Origin of the sequence: Bradyrhizobium vignae (genome assembly GCF_004114425.1) — a bacterium.
GTDB classification, from domain to species: domain Bacteria; phylum Pseudomonadota; class Alphaproteobacteria; order Rhizobiales; family Xanthobacteraceae; genus Bradyrhizobium; species Bradyrhizobium vignae.
Genome location: NZ_RDQF01000012.1, coordinates 107,433 through 122,631 on the forward strand (window position 1 = coordinate 107,433; position 15,199 = coordinate 122,631).

At 63.8% G+C, this 15,199-nt stretch carries 13 protein-coding genes and 1 pseudogene; 9 read left to right on the forward strand and 5 right to left on the reverse strand.

What is annotated here, in order from left to right; translation table 11 throughout:
• Positions 1 to 655 precede the first annotated feature (655 nt).
• The gene (locus EAV90_RS13135) at positions 656 to 2,425 is read right to left on the reverse strand and encodes a tannase/feruloyl esterase family alpha/beta hydrolase (RefSeq protein ID WP_164936895.1); all 1,770 of its coding nucleotides are present in this window, start codon (positions 2,423 to 2,425) and stop codon (positions 656 to 658) included.
• Between the two features lie 396 nt (positions 2,426 to 2,821).
• Between EAV90_RS13135 and hglS the strand changes: the two genes are divergently transcribed.
• Genes hglS through EAV90_RS40480 form a run of 3 tightly spaced genes read left to right on the forward strand, consistent with a single transcriptional unit; the run spans position 2,822 to position 6,360 of the window.
• On the forward strand, positions 2,822 to 4,219 hold the full coding sequence (gene hglS, locus EAV90_RS13140) for a 2-oxoadipate dioxygenase/decarboxylase HglS (protein WP_129143564.1): 1,398 nt from the start codon (positions 2,822 to 2,824) through the stop codon (positions 4,217 to 4,219).
• A 36-nt stretch (positions 4,220 to 4,255) separates the two neighbouring features.
• Positions 4,256 to 5,818 carry an L-piperidine-6-carboxylate dehydrogenase gene (amaB, locus tag EAV90_RS13145; protein ID WP_122404288.1) on the forward strand — a complete coding sequence of 521 codons (1,563 nt, stop codon included), beginning with the start codon at positions 4,256 to 4,258 and terminating at the stop codon, positions 5,816 to 5,818.
• Between the two features lie 11 nt (positions 5,819 to 5,829).
• Positions 5,830 to 6,360 carry a hypothetical protein gene (locus tag EAV90_RS40480; RefSeq protein WP_164936892.1) on the forward strand — a complete coding sequence of 177 codons (531 nt, stop codon included), beginning with the start codon at positions 5,830 to 5,832 and terminating at the stop codon, positions 6,358 to 6,360.
• Between the two features lie 134 nt (positions 6,361 to 6,494).
• On the opposite strand, the gene EAV90_RS40485 is transcribed toward EAV90_RS40480, so the two are convergent.
• Both EAV90_RS40485 and EAV90_RS41660 read right to left on the reverse strand, forming a co-directional pair.
• Positions 6,495 to 6,752 carry a DUF2958 domain-containing protein gene (locus EAV90_RS40485; RefSeq protein ID WP_245509497.1) on the reverse strand — a complete coding sequence of 86 codons (258 nt, stop codon included), beginning with the start codon at positions 6,750 to 6,752 and terminating at the stop codon, positions 6,495 to 6,497.
• Positions 6,658 to 6,960, reverse strand: a pseudogene (locus EAV90_RS41660) (DUF2958 domain-containing protein); the annotation flags it as partial. The gene EAV90_RS40485 and the pseudogene EAV90_RS41660, both read right to left, overlap by 95 nt.
• Here EAV90_RS41660 and EAV90_RS13155 point away from each other — a divergent pair.
• From EAV90_RS13155 to EAV90_RS13175, 5 genes are read left to right on the forward strand one after another with little or no spacing between them, the layout of a single operon-like run.
• Positions 6,910 to 7,119, forward strand: a complete 210-nt coding sequence (locus tag EAV90_RS13155) for a ferredoxin (RefSeq protein WP_129143565.1) — start codon at positions 6,910 to 6,912, stop codon at positions 7,117 to 7,119. The pseudogene EAV90_RS41660 and the gene EAV90_RS13155 sit on opposite strands and share 51 nt — an antisense overlap.
• Positions 7,120 to 7,176: 57 nt before the next feature.
• Positions 7,177 to 8,400 (forward strand): cytochrome P450, encoded by a 1,224-nt coding sequence (locus EAV90_RS13160; protein WP_129143566.1) that lies wholly within the window; start codon positions 7,177 to 7,179, stop codon positions 8,398 to 8,400.
• A gap of 32 nt (positions 8,401 to 8,432) precedes the next feature.
• Entirely contained in the window at positions 8,433 to 9,755 is a 1,323-nt protein-coding gene (locus EAV90_RS13165; protein ID WP_122404293.1) for an MFS transporter, read from the forward strand.
• 3 nt (positions 9,756 to 9,758) lie between these two features.
• Positions 9,759 to 10,418, forward strand: coding sequence for a sulfite oxidase-like oxidoreductase (locus EAV90_RS13170; RefSeq protein ID WP_122404294.1), 660 nt, complete (start codon positions 9,759 to 9,761; stop codon positions 10,416 to 10,418).
• Positions 10,419 to 10,443: 25 nt separating this feature from the next.
• The gene (locus EAV90_RS13175; protein WP_129143567.1) at positions 10,444 to 11,667 is read left to right on the forward strand and encodes a bifunctional alpha/beta hydrolase/OsmC family protein; all 1,224 of its coding nucleotides are present in this window, start codon (positions 10,444 to 10,446) and stop codon (positions 11,665 to 11,667) included.
• A 10-nt stretch (positions 11,668 to 11,677) separates the two neighbouring features.
• Here EAV90_RS13175 and pdxR read toward each other — a convergent pair whose 3' ends face one another.
• Positions 11,678 to 13,123 carry a MocR-like pyridoxine biosynthesis transcription factor PdxR gene (gene pdxR / locus EAV90_RS13180; RefSeq protein ID WP_129143568.1) on the reverse strand — a complete coding sequence of 482 codons (1,446 nt, stop codon included), beginning with the start codon at positions 13,121 to 13,123 and terminating at the stop codon, positions 11,678 to 11,680.
• 82 nt (positions 13,124 to 13,205) lie between these two features.
• On the opposite strand from pdxR, the gene EAV90_RS13185 reads away from it, so the two are divergent.
• Entirely contained in the window at positions 13,206 to 14,120 is a 915-nt protein-coding gene (locus EAV90_RS13185) for a DMT family transporter (protein WP_129143569.1), read from the forward strand.
• Here the strand turns inward: EAV90_RS13185 and EAV90_RS13190 are convergent.
• Positions 14,099 to 15,154: a YeeE/YedE family protein gene (locus tag EAV90_RS13190; protein WP_129143570.1), complete on the reverse strand. Its 1,056-nt coding sequence runs from the start codon at positions 15,152 to 15,154 to the stop codon at positions 14,099 to 14,101. The genes EAV90_RS13185 and EAV90_RS13190 overlap by 22 nt on opposite strands.
• Positions 15,155 to 15,199: the final 45 nt, after the last annotated feature.

Here is a 15,199-nt window from a genome sequence, read left to right on the forward strand (position 1 = left end):
CGATCCGGCTCGCCGCGGCGGAAGCTGCCCTGAATGTTCTAATTCTTCGGCACCCGTCAGGATCAGCACCCATGAGCCAGGGCATGCGCTTCCAGCAGCTGTCGAACACTATGCGTGACCGGTCCGTACTGAACGGCCCAAAGCCGGTAGTCTGGGTTCAAAGACCTCCTCGATGTGAGATTGCCGCTGGTCGTCGCGCGCGATCTCGATACGGTGCGGACGACGCTGATGACGGAATACCCGCACGCCACCACTGCCATCTCGTTCCCCAAAATATGTTGAAGCTCCCTCGCGCCAACGTAGCTCGATCTAGATCATGGCTGCCCACGGCGGCGCATTGTTAGCCAGCACACACCGGACCCGACGAGTTGCCTCGGTGTCTCAAGGCGTATGCTTAACCCAAAACCGGCTCTCCCGCTTTTGTTTGTGAGAGCTTAGTTTTGACGGTGCTCATTCCCCGTTCAAACGACGCGATTTGCAGCAAGCTTCAAACGGCTGCCCAACCAATGACGCTGAGCTCGCCATGATCGACCCAGGGCAGGTTCAATTCGCGAGGAGGAAATAGCTTCTCCTGCAAAATGGGCCCCAAGACGGCGACCCTCGCCTCGGCCGGTATCGCAACAATCAGGTTTGGGTGCCGGCAACGCTTCAGGGACTAGCGGCAGCTGAAGCTAGAAGACTGCGTCGCCGGGCCGTGGCCATCCCACGTCGTCCGCTGGGGATAGACGCAGACTGGATAGCTCACACTGCCATCGCGCGAGGTCAACGTGATCTCGCCCGGCGCGACTCCCTTCTCGACCCAATCGGTCAATGCGGAGAAGAACTGGTCCTTGTCGCGGGTCGGCGTTTGGTTGGCGTTGCCTGGCAGCTTCGGCAGCGGCACGGCGTCGTTCTTGCCGGTCACGGTGTACGAGCGACCCTGCGAGGAATGCGCGACCCCCGGCACCAGATACATCCGCATGAATTTTGAGACCTCGGCATCGCCGCCCATCGCAGCAAGCACGCGCTCGTGATAGTTGACGTTGCCGGCCGGCGGGATCGCATCATCCGCAAGTCCGCTCCACACGATCACCTTGCGGCCGAGATCGCGCAGCTTGGAGAGATCCGTCTTGTCAGTGATCAGATTGCTGAACAGCGTGGGCTGCAGCGCGACGTTCTTGTCGACGCCAGCGGCGAGGTCGGCATAGTCGAGCTCGAGCCAGCGGTTACGCTTGGCGGTCGAGGTGTTGGTGATCGGAATGGCTGACGTCGCGCTGGCATCGGCGGCGTAGCTGACGTCCTGCATGCCGAGCGCAAAATTGTCAGTCGACGCGCTCGTGATCTGCATCGAGATCGACGTGCCCTTGGTAAAAGTCCACCACAGCTGCTTCACGCCGAGCGCTTTACCGCTACGGGCTTCCGCCGTCTGAGCCGGATCGACGCTGCCATCGCGGGTCGCCCCGTACCAGATCTTATTGAGCGCACCCGCTTCCTTCGCGCTCATGCAGGCCGCCGTGTCGCCATTGCTGCCGGTGACGCCGTCGCCCGCTTCGCCCGCACAAAGCAGCACCGCGTCACGCGCGGGATTGTAGTCGCAGGCGAAGGGATCAAGCAGGAAGCCGAGGCCGGCCTTGTCGCAGGTCGCAACAGCGCGCTTATTGGCTGCCTCGACCTTGGCGGCGAAAGCGGCGGCCTCTGGCTTGTTGATTGCTGTGAAGCCCAGCTCGGTCTTCATCACGATCTGCGGATAGAGGCTGGTGGTGCCGAACTTCGCGATGTTCAGCGCAGGCTGCGCAATCATGTAGCCGTCATAGAGCTCGGGATACTCCTGCAGGATCTTCAGGCCCTGGCGGCCGCCCTGCGAGTGTCCATCGTAGTAGACGAATTTCGGCACCTTGCCGTAGTAGAGATTGACCAGCGCTTTGGTCTTGACCGCCTGCTCGACCATCGCCCGCACCGCGAAGTCGCGCAGGCCCTCGACGTTGACCTTGCCGTCGGAGAGGAAGGCGAACGAGCCGTCCTGATACCAGGGCTGGCCCGCATCCGTTGTTCCGGAGGCATATCCGATATTGGCATTGACGATCGCCGGCACCTTGCTGCCGATCTTGTCGGGGTAGCGATGGCCGCCGCCGACCCAGCCGCCGCCGCCATAGTTGCGGATGCGCTCATTCCAGTTACCCTGCGTTGGCAGCCAGACTTCGATGCCGATACCTTCTGAATAAGACGGCGCGGTCTTGTCTTTCTCAGCCGTGACGCCGGGACCGACCAGCAGCTTCACGAGGCAAAGATCGGCTGCCGCCGTGATCGGCTTCGGCGCATCGGGCGCCAACAACTCCTCACCCTTCTTGACTTGGCGGACCGCGATCACCGTCGTGATCTCGTCGGGATGGAAGGCAGCCTTGATGCCGTCGTCACAAGCCATCGGCTCGGCGGATGCCGATGTCATCTGGCAAGTCGCAGCCACCAGCAGTATTGCCCATAAATTCCTTCGCGCGATCGGCATCGGTTCTCTCCCCTCGCTTATTGTTTTCTGTTGGCAGCCCGCGGCCGCCTTAATCCACAATCGTCAGCGGCCGCGACTCGCGGGTCTGCGCGGCGAGTCGGGTCGCGACATCGGCGCCGCCCAAGCGCCGTCTCGCGCGCCGCCGCGTGCGCGCAGCGCCCGTCTGGTCAAGGCGCGCGCAGATCATCCCTCTTCATTCCGTTTTAGAATGATCTTCTGATTAAACATCGTTTGAACTAGCCGAATAGGCAAGGTCTAATCGCCAGGATCATGATGAAACTGCATGATCCTTGGATCTAGCCAACGAGGACGGCCGATCCGCCGTCGATGGAGATTTTGATGCCAGCGCTGCGCGCGGACGCGGACGAGATCCGCACTCTGTTCTCCCGCGCCATGTCGGACATGTACCGGGTCGAAGTGCCGCAATACGGCACCCTGATGGAACTCGTCAACGACACCAATCGCGAAACGTTGCGCCAGCACGAGGAGCTTCGTGCGAGCCTCGAGCGAAGTGATGAACTCGAGCGGTTAGACGTCGAGCGTCACTGCGCCATTCGCCTCGGGCGGGCGGACGAATTGTTCGACATGCGTCGCGTCTTTGCGGTGATGGGCATGCACCCGGTCGGCTATTATGACCTGTCGGTGGCCGGCGTGCCCGTCCATGCCACGGCCTTTCGGCCGATCGACGATGCCGCTCTCCGGCGCAACCCGTTCCGGGTATTCACCTCGCTGCTGCGCCTCGACCTGATCGAGGATGAGACCCTTCGCGCCCAGGCGGAGCGAATCCTTGGTGAGCGCCGCATCTTTACGCCGCGCGCACTCGAGCTCGTGAACATTTTCGAGACGGAAGGTCACCTGACCGTCGCGCAGGCGGAGGAGTTCGTGCGCGAAGCGCTCGACACCTTCCGTTGGCATAGCGAAGCGACAGTGAGCCTTGAGGTCTACAAGCGGCTGCATGACACGCATCGGCTGATCGCCGACGTGGTGAGCTTCAGAGGGCCTCACATCAACCATCTGACACCGCGCACGCTGGACATCGATGCCGTCCAGGCCGGGATGCCACGACGCGGCATTGCGCCGAAGGCCGTGATCGAAGGGCCGCCGCGCCGCGACTGCCCGATCCTGCTGCGCCAGACCAGCTTCAAGGCGCTCGAAGAGCCCATGCTGTTCAGACAGGCAAACGCCACAAAGGTCGCCGGGACGCATACGGCCCGCTTCGGTGAGATCGAGCAGCGCGGTGCCGCTCTCACTCCCAAAGGCCGCGAGCTCTACGACCGATTGCTCGCCTCCGTGCGGCAGGCGGGCGCGACCGCGCGCGACTACGATACCGAATTGGCCGATCAATTCAAAGCGTTTCCGGACGATTGGTCGAAGCTTCGCTCGCAGGGGCTCGCCTTCTTCCGCTATTTGGCGACGCAAGCAGGCATTGAGGCATGCAGGCGGCACGCTCCGCCATCCAGCCTCGAGGATTTGGTGTCTGCGGGCTTTCTGCACTACGATCCGATCGTCTACGAGGATTTCCTCCCTGTCAGCGCGGCAGGAATCTTCCAGTCGAATCTCGGCGCCGACCAGCAGCAGAACTACGCCGCGCGTTCCAACCGGACTGCGTTCGAAGCCGCCCTCGGTGCCAAGGTTTACGACGAGATGGAGCTTTACGCGCGGGCGGAAAGGGATTCCCTGGAGCAAGCTCTGGTCCAGCTCGGATCACCGCACCTCGCACGCCGCGCGATGGCCTAATCGAACCGCCTTTCAAACGTCCAAGAGAAAACCGCCATGACGACCACGACCCAGACTTCAACTCGCGCCATCAATTCCCTGGCGGGCGAGGCAGACGCGCTCCTGATCTCGCTCGGCGTCAAGCGCAGCCGGTACACCGGCGGCAAGCTGATCGCACGATCGCCGATCACCGGCGAGATCACGGGCCATGTCAACGAGATCGGCGCCGCCGATGCACAGGCGGCAATCGACAAGGCGCATGCGGCCTTCCTCGAATGGCGACTGGTGCCAGCGCCGAAGCGCGGCGAGCTCGTCCGCCTGCTCGGCGAGGAGTTGCGCGCCAACAAGCAGGCGCTCGGCAGGCTCGTGTCGATCGAGGCCGGCAAGATTGCCTCCGAGGGCCTCGGCGAGGTCCAGGAGATGATCGATATCTGCGATTTCGCGGTGGGTCTGTCGCGCCAGCTCTATGGCCTGACCATCGCGACGGAGCGCAGCGACCACCGGATGATGGAAAGCTGGCATCCGCTCGGCGTCACCGGGATCATCTCGGCGTTCAACTTCCCCGTTGCCGTATGGTCCTGGAACGCGGCGCTGGCGCTGATTTGCGGCAACAGCATCGTCTGGAAGCCGTCCGAGAAGACGCCGCTGACGGCCCTTGCGACGGAAGCACTGTTCGATCGCGCACTCGCGCGCTTCAAGGCGGAAGGCGGCAAGGCGCCGGACGCTCTGTCCACCGTTCTCTTCGGCGGCCGCGAGATCGGCGAAATTCTTGTCGATCACGCCAAGGTCCCGCTGGTGTCGGCAACCGGCTCGACGGCGATGGGGCGTATCGTCGGACCGCGCCTCGCGAAACGCTTTGCCCGCGCGATTCTCGAACTCGGCGGCAACAACGCCGCAATTGTCGCGCCGACTGCTGACCTCGACCTGACCCTGCGCGGCGTCGCATTTGCCGCCATGGGCACGGCAGGCCAGCGCTGCACGACGCTGCGACGCCTCTTCGTCCACGAAAGCGTCTATGACACGTTCGTGCCGCGACTGAAGCGCGCCTATGAATCCGTCACCATTGGCGACCCGCTCAAGGACGGCACCCTGGTCGGTCCGCTGATCGACGCCGCAGCCTTCGCCTCGATGCAGAAGGCACTGAGCGAGGCGCGCGCCGCGGGCGCCAAGGTGTTCGGCGGCGAGCGCGTTTTCGCCGACGGCGCCGATGAGGCGTATTATGTTCGCCCGGCGCTGGTCGAGATCTCAGAACAGACTGGCCCGGTCGTGCACGAAACCTTCGCGCCCATTCTCTACGTGATCAAATACCGCGACTTCAATGCGGTGCTCGACCTGCACAACGCAGTGCCGCAGGGACTCTCGTCCTCGATCTTCACCAACGACCTTCGCGAGGCCGAAGCGTTCCTGTCGGCGCGCGGATCGGATTGCGGCATTGCCAATGTCAATATCGGCCCATCCGGCGCCGAAATCGGCGGCGCCTTCGGAGGCGAGAAGGAAACCGGCGGTGGACGCGAGTCGGGCTCGGATGCCTGGAAGGCTTACATGCGCCGCGCGACCAATACGATCAATTTCGGCCGCACATTGCCGCTCGCGCAGGGCGTCAAGTTCGACGTGGCGTAAAGAAAAGATAGATGAACGCGCCTCTTCACAGCTCGGCATTATTCCGCCCCTCCCGCCGCCTTTCGTCGATCGGCGTGTCGGAGATCCTGAAGATCAGCGGGCTTGCCGCTGAGATGAAGCGCCGGGGTCGGGACATCATCATCATCCTCGGTCTCGGCGGATCCGGATCGCTGACGACACCGGCCAACGCGCCGGTGAAATGGGCCATCGCGGACGGACATCCATTCCTTGCTTGGGGGCAACGAGCCGCGATCCTCAAGGAGGCACCTCACAAGGCTGCTGCCAAGCTGTACATGAATTGCCAGATCTCGGAGGAGAACCAGCGCAAGGCCTATAACGGCTGGTCCGTTCGCACGGACGTGCAGCCGCAAGGCGGCCTGAAGCCGGTTTGGGACTATGCAAACTCCAATTTCGCCGAGTTTCCACGCTTCATGGAAGATCGAGCCTTGGTCGAAAGGTGGCGCCAAACCTTTGCGATCTACTTTGGCGAAGTGAGAGGCGAGCCGAGCCCAGGCTGGTTGGGACAGCGGCCCGGCGCCTGAGAGATCTTTAAAGGACAGGTCCGCCAGCTTGCGGCTGCAACTGGCGGACCAACGGGTGATTGAGCCTGGGAAAGACCGTTGGGGAAACCGGGAAACCTGATGCTCGATCCAACGCTTTACTGGCGATTTGAACGTCAGCCGAGATCGGCCCGCGTGCCCGTGAAGATCGCGTTCGATCCCGACTCTGATCGCCCGCGAAAGGCTGCGAGCTCCGTCAGGCTGACGGTGCCAAACTCGGGGAAGCCTATGCCAAGATCGCGAAGGGCCCAGGCAACGGTGTAATCGTCCGGGATCAATCTCGGTGAGCAACCAGGTGGCGGCACCGCCGGACTTGAACGGCTTGACGACAGGTTCCAAGTCGATCTCGTCGGGTTTGGAAACTTTCGCGACATTTGGTGACGTTTTCGCACGATTTGCGAGACTGTCCGCTATAAGTTTGCGCTTGACAGGGGAAGTCCATCGCGAATGTAATAGGATATAACTTAAATAGAATTCAGGTGAGGAAACGCGCCGCCTTCGGGCTCTGCGCGCACGACCAAGGGAGCCGCAATGGCAGAGCGATTGAAGGTCCACGTCGATCCCGACAAATGCCAAGGCCATGCCCGCTGCAATGCACTCGCGCCGGAACTTTTCGAGCTGGACGAATATGGCAACGCGCACGAAACCGGCGACGGCAGCGTGCCGCCGGGGCTCGAGGACAAGGCCTGGCTGGCGAAATCCAACTGCCCGGAAATCGCGATCGATGTGATCGAGGAGTAGCGCGGCCGCGACCGCCCCGCGTGCTTTCAGCGAACACGAGCCAAGGGATTGCCTGCCATGTCCGACGTCAACCAGCCCGCCGCCCATCCGCCCGTGACCGACTGGGTCCATGATTTCGACCACACCGACCCACAATGGACGGAGAACCCGTTCCCGATCTGGGACGAGCTGCGCGCCGCGAGTCCGGTCGTGCACACGCAACGCTTCCTCGGCTGCTACCTGCCGACGACCTATGAGGCGGTGCGCGAGATCGCCAACGATACCGAGCATTTCTCCTCCCGCCGCATCATCGTCCGTGACGTGCGGCCGGAAATCACCAGCAAGAACGCCGCTCCGCCCATCACCTCCGATCCGCCCGTGCACAAGCCGGCCAAGCAATTGCTGCTGCCGCCGTTCACGCCGGACGCGATGAAGAAGCTCGAGCCGCGGGTCCGCGCCATCTGCAACGAGCTGATCGACGACTTCATTGCCGAGAAGAGCGTGGACGCTGCGGCGCGCTACACGAAGCACATTCCGGTGCGCGCGATCGCGCACATGCTCGGCATTCCCGAGAGCGACAGCGAGCTCTTCATCAACTGGATCCACATGATCCTGGAGCTCGGCATCACGGATGAGAGTAAGCTGCTCCAGGCCGTGCAGGAGATGAGCGCCTATTTCAGCGGCCACATCGAAGCGCGCAAGAACAAGCCCACCGACGACCTGATCTCCTACCTGATGAATGCCAGGGACAAGGACGGCAATCCGCTCGAGGACACTCACGTGCTGGGGTCGTTGCGCCTGCTGCTGATCGCCGGCATCGACACCACCTGGAGCGCGATCGGCTCCTCGCTCTGGCATCTTGCGAAAACGCCCGCCGATCGCGAGCGGCTGATCGCCGAGCCCGGGCTGATCCCGACCGCGGTGGAGGAGCTGCTGCGCGCCTATTCCCCGGTGACGATGGCGCGCGAGGTGGTCAAGGAGACGACGATTTCAGGCTGTCCGGTCAAGCCGGGCAACATGGTGCTGCTGTCCTTTCCGGCCGCGAACCGCGACCCCAAAATGTTTCCGGACGCTGACAAAGTCGTGATCGACCGCCGCGAGAATCGGCACGCGGCCTTCGGCCTCGGCATTCACCGTTGTGTCGGTTCCAACCTGGCGCGCATGGAAATGCAGGTTGCGCTGGAGGAATGGCTGAAGCGGATTCCGGACTTCCGGCTGGATCCGGCAGGCACCGTGACCTGGTCACAGGGCACGGTGAGAGGCCCCCGCCAGTTGCCATTTCTGCTCGGAAAGGCGATGTAGGCCCCTCCAGCAGAGATACGGAGAGGCCGGACGTGACAGTGCAAGCAACCAAGCCGGCCTCTGAGCATTTTGACGTCGCCGACGCCGAGCGGCGGATCAAGGCGATCTTCATCGGCTCCGTCGGCAACCTCGTCGAATGGTACGATTTCTACGCCTATACGGCGTTTGCGCTCTACTTCGCCCCTGCCTTCTTCCCCGGTAACGATCCTGTCGTGCAGCAATTGAACGCCGCCGTGGTGTTCGCGGCGACCTTCCTGATGCGTCCCCTCGGCGGCTGGTTCTTCGGCTATCTCGCCGACCATTTCGGCCGGCGCATCTCCCTGACGCTGTCCGTCGTCTTCATGTGCTTCGGCTCGCTGATCATCGCGCTGACGCCGACCTATGCCACGATCGGCTTTGCCGCGCCTGTCATCCTGGCCCTCGCCCGTGTCATCGAGGGCCTGAGCCTCGGCGGCGAATACGGCGCCAGCGCCACGTATCTCAGCGAGGTCGCCGACCCCAAGCATCGCGGCTTCTATTCCAGCTTCCAGTACGTCACCTTGATCGGCGGCCAGCTCACGGCGATTATCGTGCTGCTGCTCCTGCAAAAGGTCTTCCTGACGCCGGAGGAGCTGAAGGCCTGGGGTTGGCGCATCCCGTTCGCGATCGGCGCGGGGCTCGCGATCTTCGCCGCGGTGATGCGGCGCGGCCTGCACGAGACCGAGGCGTTCGAGGAGGCCAAGAAGGTGGTGAAGCCGACCGGCTCGATCACCAATCTGCTGCGCTATCCGCGCGAGCTCTTGCTGGTCGTCGGCCTCACCGCCGGCGGCACCGCGGCGTTCTACACCTTCACCACCTACATGCAGACTTTCGTCAAGCTCTCGGTCGGGCTGACTGAGGATCAGACCACGTTCGTGATCTTCGGCTCGCTGATCTTCGCGACCATCCTGCAGCCGATCTACGGCGCGATCTCCGACAAGATCGGCCGCAAGCCGCTGCTGATCTTCTTCGGTATCGCCGGCACGCTCGCGACCGTTCCGCTGCTGATGACCCTGAAGGAGACCAAGTCGCCCTTCATGGCCTTCATCCTGATCTGCTGCGCCTGGCTGTTCGTCGCCGGCTACACCTCGATCAACGCGGTGGTGAAGGCCGAGCTGTTTCCCACCAATGTCCGCGCGCTCGGCGTCGGCCTGCCCTATGCGATCACGGTCTCGATCTTCGGCGGCACGGCGCCGGCGATCGCGCTCTACTTCAAGAGCATCGGGCACGAGGACTGGTTCTATTTCTATCTTGCCGGCATCATCTGCCTGTCGCTGATCATCTATTCCACCATGCGCGACACGAAACACGCCTCCGCAATGCATCGCCACGAGTAGGCCATGACCGACGAGACGCCATCCGACAGCAAGCTGACGCGCACCAAGGAGAGATGGGCGCGCGAGGGCCGGTTCCTCACCGGCAAGATTACGCGCCCGGACGATCAGCGGCTGCCGCCCGGCCAGCATCTGACCAAAGACTGGCCGGTGCTTGATCTCGGCGTCGTGCCGCCGGTGTCGCGCGAACGTTGGCGGCTGGACGTCTACGGCGCGGTCGAGCGTCCCGTGTTTTGGGCCTTCGACGAATTCACCGCGCAGAAACAGGCCCGCTTCACCTCCGATATCCACTGCGTGACGACCTGGTCGCGCTACGACAATGAGTGGGAGGGGCTCGCGACGCGTGAGCTGCTCGCGGCCTGCCAGCCGCGCGAGGATGCGCGCTTCGTCGTGCTGCATTCCTATGACGGTTACACCACCAATCTCGCGCTGGAGGACTTTGCCGCCGAGGACGCGCTGCTCGCCCACAGCTGGTCCGGCCAGCCGCTCACGGAGGAGCATGGCGGCCCCGTGCGGCTGGTCGTGCCGCATCTGTATTTCTGGAAGAGCGCGAAATGGCTGCAGGCCATCGAATTCCTGACCGAGGATGCGCCGGGCTTCTGGGAAGTCCGCGGCTATCATAACCGCGGCGATCCCTGGGCCGAGCAGCGCTACTCGGGGGATTAGGTTCAAGCAAGAACGGGGGAAGCCCATGCCGACGGAGCGCTTTCAATTCACTGGCGAAGGCGGCCATCAGCTCGCGGCCGCGCTGGAGCTGCCCGACGGCGAGCCCGCAGCTTTCGCGCTGTTCGCGCACTGCTTCACATGCGGCAAGGACACGCTGGCGGCCAAGCGGATTTCTGTGGCACTGGCGGCCAGGGGCATCGCGGTGCTGCGCTTCGACTTCACCGGTCTCGGCTCCAGCGAAGGCGATTTCGCCAATTCGACCTTTTCCTCCAATGTCGCCGATCTCGTCCGGGCCGCCGATCATCTGCGCAGTGCCCGCAGGGCGCCGTCGATCCTGATCGGCCACAGCCTCGGCGGCGCAGCGATCCTCGCGGCTGCAGGACGAATTCCCGAAGCCAAGGCGGTCGCGACCATTGCGGCGCCCTCCGATCCCGCCCACGTCACCAATCTGTTCAAAGAGCATATCGACAACATCCGCACGCAGGGCGAGATCGAAGTGTCGCTTGCGGGCCGCCCATTCCGGATCAGGCGTGAATTCCTCGACGACATCGTCGAGCACGAGCTGATGAAGGACGTCACCGGCCTGCACAAGGCGCTGCTGGTGATGCACTCGCCGGTCGACGATACCGTCAGTATCGACAACGCGACGAAGATCTTCGTTGCGGCCAGGCATCCCAAGAGCTTCGTCTCGCTAGATCATGCCGATCATCTGCTGACGAAGCCCACTGACGCGCTCTACGCGGCCGACGTCATCGCCGCCTGGGCGAGCCGCTATATCGAGATCGCAAAGCCCGCCAAGGTGGTCGATCTCCCTGAGGCGCCGCGCCGGGTTGTGGTGCAGGAGACGCGCAAGAGCAAGTTCAACCAGATCATCACCATCGGCCCGCATCATCTGGTGGCGGACGAGCCGGTCGCGGCCGGCGGCGAGGATGCCGGCCCCGGCCCCTATGATTTCCTGCTCGCCGGCCTCGGCGCCTGCACCTCCATGACCATGCGCCTTTATGCCGACCGCAAATCGCTGCCGCTCGACCGCGTCACGGTTATGCTGAAACATTCGAAGATCTACGCCAAGGATTGTGCCGAGTGCGAGACACGCGAGGGCATGCTCGACCAGATCGAACGCGACATCGCGATGGATGGCGCGCTCGATGCCGAGCAGCGCAAGAAGCTGATGGAGATCGCCGACAAGTGCCCGGTGCACCGCACGCTGACATCGGAGATCCGCATCGTGACGAAGTCCGCGGACTAGCACGCCGTCGCTACAAGCACGACGCCATCGTCCGCACGGCCGCGCTGATCTCGCTTTCGCGCCAGGCCGCGAAGCCGAGCAGCAGGCCGTGATCGCGCGGCTGACCGAGCGCCAGACTCGACAAGGCGCGCGTTTCGACGCCCGCCGCGACCAACCGCTTTACCGCCCGATCAGTGCGACCGCGCTGGAGACGGGCAATGAGCTGGATGCCGCCCGGAGGCACTTCGACCGAGAGCATCCCGCCCAGCTGCCGCTCCAGTTCCTCGACAAGGTGATCGCGGCGCGCGCGATAGAGCCGGCGCATCCGGCGCAAATGCGCGAGGAAATGGCCGTCGGCGATGAATTCGGCCAGCGCCTCCTGAATGTGGCTGGACGCGATCAGCCCGATGTGCCGCTGCGCGATCTCCAGCGTGCTGACCAACGCCGGGGGCGCGACGAGATAGCCGAGCCGGATATCCGACGTCATCACCTTCGAGAAGGTGCCGACATAGAACACGCGACCGTGGGCATCGAGCCCTTGCAAGGCCGGCACCGGCCGGCTGTCATAATGGAATTCGCCGTCGTAATCGTCCTCGACAATCCAGGTCTTGCCGGGCCTGCTCAGGCCAAGAAATTCGGTACGGCGCGCCAGCGACATCAGCCGCCCGGTCGGATGCTGATGCGAGGGTGTCATGAAGATCAGCTTTGGCGCCGCACGGCCCCGCATCGGTTGCATGCCCTGCTCGTCCAGACCGATACCGGTGACGCGCGCGCCGGAGGCCCGGAAGGCGGCCGCGGCACCGGGATAACCGGGATCCTCGACCCAGACGTCGTCGCCGGGCGAAATCAGCGCTGCCGCGATCAAGGTTAGTGCGGCCTGCGCGCTCGGCAGGATCATGATCTGCTCCGCCGTGGCGCGAACGCCTCTGCTGGTGACGAGATAATGCGCCAGCGCCTCGCACAGGCGTGTTCGATTCACTGATCCGAGCCCGCGCTTGGCCGCACCTACGGCACTGCGGCGCAGACAGCGCGCCCAGACCTCGTTCGGAAACTCCCTGAAATCGGCGTGCCCCGGACGCAACGGCTTCAGCTGCGCCTGATAGGACATCGGCCAGTCGGTCTGCTTCAGCCCCGAAGCCCAGGGGGAGAGCCGCGGCCTGGCAGAACGTACGCTCGACGTAGCGGTGCCGGTCCGTTCGATATGCTCGTGGCCGTCGACCGCGACCACCGGACGGCGGCCGTGCGAGGCCTCGACATATCCTTCGGCAGCAAGCTGCTCGAACGCATAGGTGACGGTGTTCCGGGAGACGCCGAGATCGCGCGCGAGCCGACGGCTGGATGGCAGCATGCGGCCTTTACCGAGGCGGCCGCTCGCGATCAGCTCTCTAAGCTGGCTCGTCAGCTGCGCCATCAGCCCCTCGTCGTCCGACCGTTTCAAGTCGATCAGAGCCGGGATCACTTCTTCCGAAACTGGCACCTTGTTTTTCTCCCATCTGGTCCTTTTTCAAGTGCCAGATGAGATGCTATGCGCCGAGCTGGATTGCTTCAAGGACCTCCAGATGAATTCGCTGTCGCCTCGCGCCGCCGTCGGCCTGTTCCTCATCGTCGTGCTGGCCTGGGGCGTGAACTGGTCGGTGACGAAGCAGCTCGTCCAATTCCTTCCACCCCTATGGACGTCGGCGATCCGGAGCTGGATCGCGCTGGCTGGATTGTTCGTGATCCTTGGCCTCAGCAACAATATGGTCATCCCGGAGCGGCGCGACATTCCTGTCGTCCTGAGCGTGGCGCTGTTGCACATGACGCTGTTCTCGGTCCTGGTTGCGGCTGGTGTGCGCTTCCTGCCCGCGAGCAAGGCCATCGTGCTCGGTTACACCACGCCGCTTTGGGTCGCGATCGCCGCGCCGCTACTGGGGAAGGATACGCTGACCGCGCCAAAGCTCGCCGGCGCCCTGCTCGGGCTGATCGGCCTTGCCGTGATCCTGAACCCTACGTCCATTGACTGGGCCAATGCGAACGTCGTGCTCGGCGCCGGCATGGTCATCCTGGCCGCGATCTCGTGGGCCGCCAACATCATCTATATCCGCGCGCACCGCTGGATCGCGTCGCCGCTCCAGCTCCTGATCTGGCAGGTGCTGGTCGCGACGATCGTGCTGACAGGATCGGCGCTGGTCACGGATGGCCTGCCGCACGTGGAATGGTCGTGGAGGCTCGCCCTGCTGTTCCTGTATTCCGGCCTGATCGGGACGGCGCTGGCCTATTGGGCGATGTCAATGGTCAACAAGAGCATCTCGGTGCTGACGACGGCGCTGGGCACCACAGGAACGCCGCTGGTCGGCATCGCCAGTGCCGCGATCCTCCTGAGTGAGCCGATCGACGCGAGCCTTGCGGTCGCGGCCGGACTGATCGTCACCGGCATCGGTCTTGCGACGCTAGGCGATCGGTTGTTGCGCAGTCAGGCCACTGCGAGCGGCTGAACGCGCAAGCTTCCGCGCAGGCCCGCCGCGGTGCCGAGCAGGATGCCGGCAACCGCGACGAAGGAGCCAAGAGCGAGCGTCGAGACGCCCGTGAGCCCCTGACCGATCGAGCAGCCGAACGCCATCACGCCGCCGATCCCCATTAGCGCAGCCCCGGTGCCCGAGCGCAGCATGTGGCGTGGTGAGGAGTAGCCTTCGAGCTTGAAGCGACCGGTAGCGAGCGCCGTCACCAGACTACCGGCGAAGACGCCGGCAACCGTCGCAACGCCGAAGTTCGGCGTCAGCCCGGTCGAGAGCATGGCGTATTGCAGGCTATCAGCGATCGGCGCGACGAAGGTGAGCGAGGTCACTGGGACTGGATTGAAGTCGTCGGCGCCGAGATAGCCGGTGACGTACCAGCCGGCGGCAACGAGCAGTCCCACAATGCCACCTGCCGCGATCTGCCCCGGCGAACGGCGGAACGCCGGGTGCGCGAAGGCGAACAGGACGAGCGCGATGACGGTCGCGGCGGCGGCAAGCGCGCGCGACAGCGATTCCGTGACACCGATCATCCTCAGCAAGGACGGCAGCGAATTTGCGCTGACGGTCATTTGCGAAGCCTGGACCAGCGCGATACGCGCCGGCGCGATCAGGCCCTTGAGCGTCATCTGCGCGGCAATCGCAAGAACGATCACGACGACGGAGGAGCGGAGATTGCCGCGGCCGAGCAGCACCAGGGCCCGCGAGCCGCAGCCATTCGACAGCACCATGCCGTAGCCGAACAGCAGGCCACCAAGGAAGAGCACTGGGGCGGAAAAGGATTGCTGCAAATAGATCGACTTACCGAAATCGACCAAGCCGTTGCCGGCGAGGAACTGGCTCGCGACGATCGCGACAGCGATCGCCAGCGCGTAGGTCCGCACCAGCCGCCCGTCGCCATCCGTCAGAAAGCCGCGCATACTGCTCATCAGGCAGAAGCCGCTGAGCAGGCCGGCGACACCGTAGACGAGGCCGATGACGAGGCCGGCGAGGATGACGAGCTGGGCAGCTTCCATCGATTGTTCTCAGATCTCTCGACGTTCTCCGTCATTGCGAGCGCA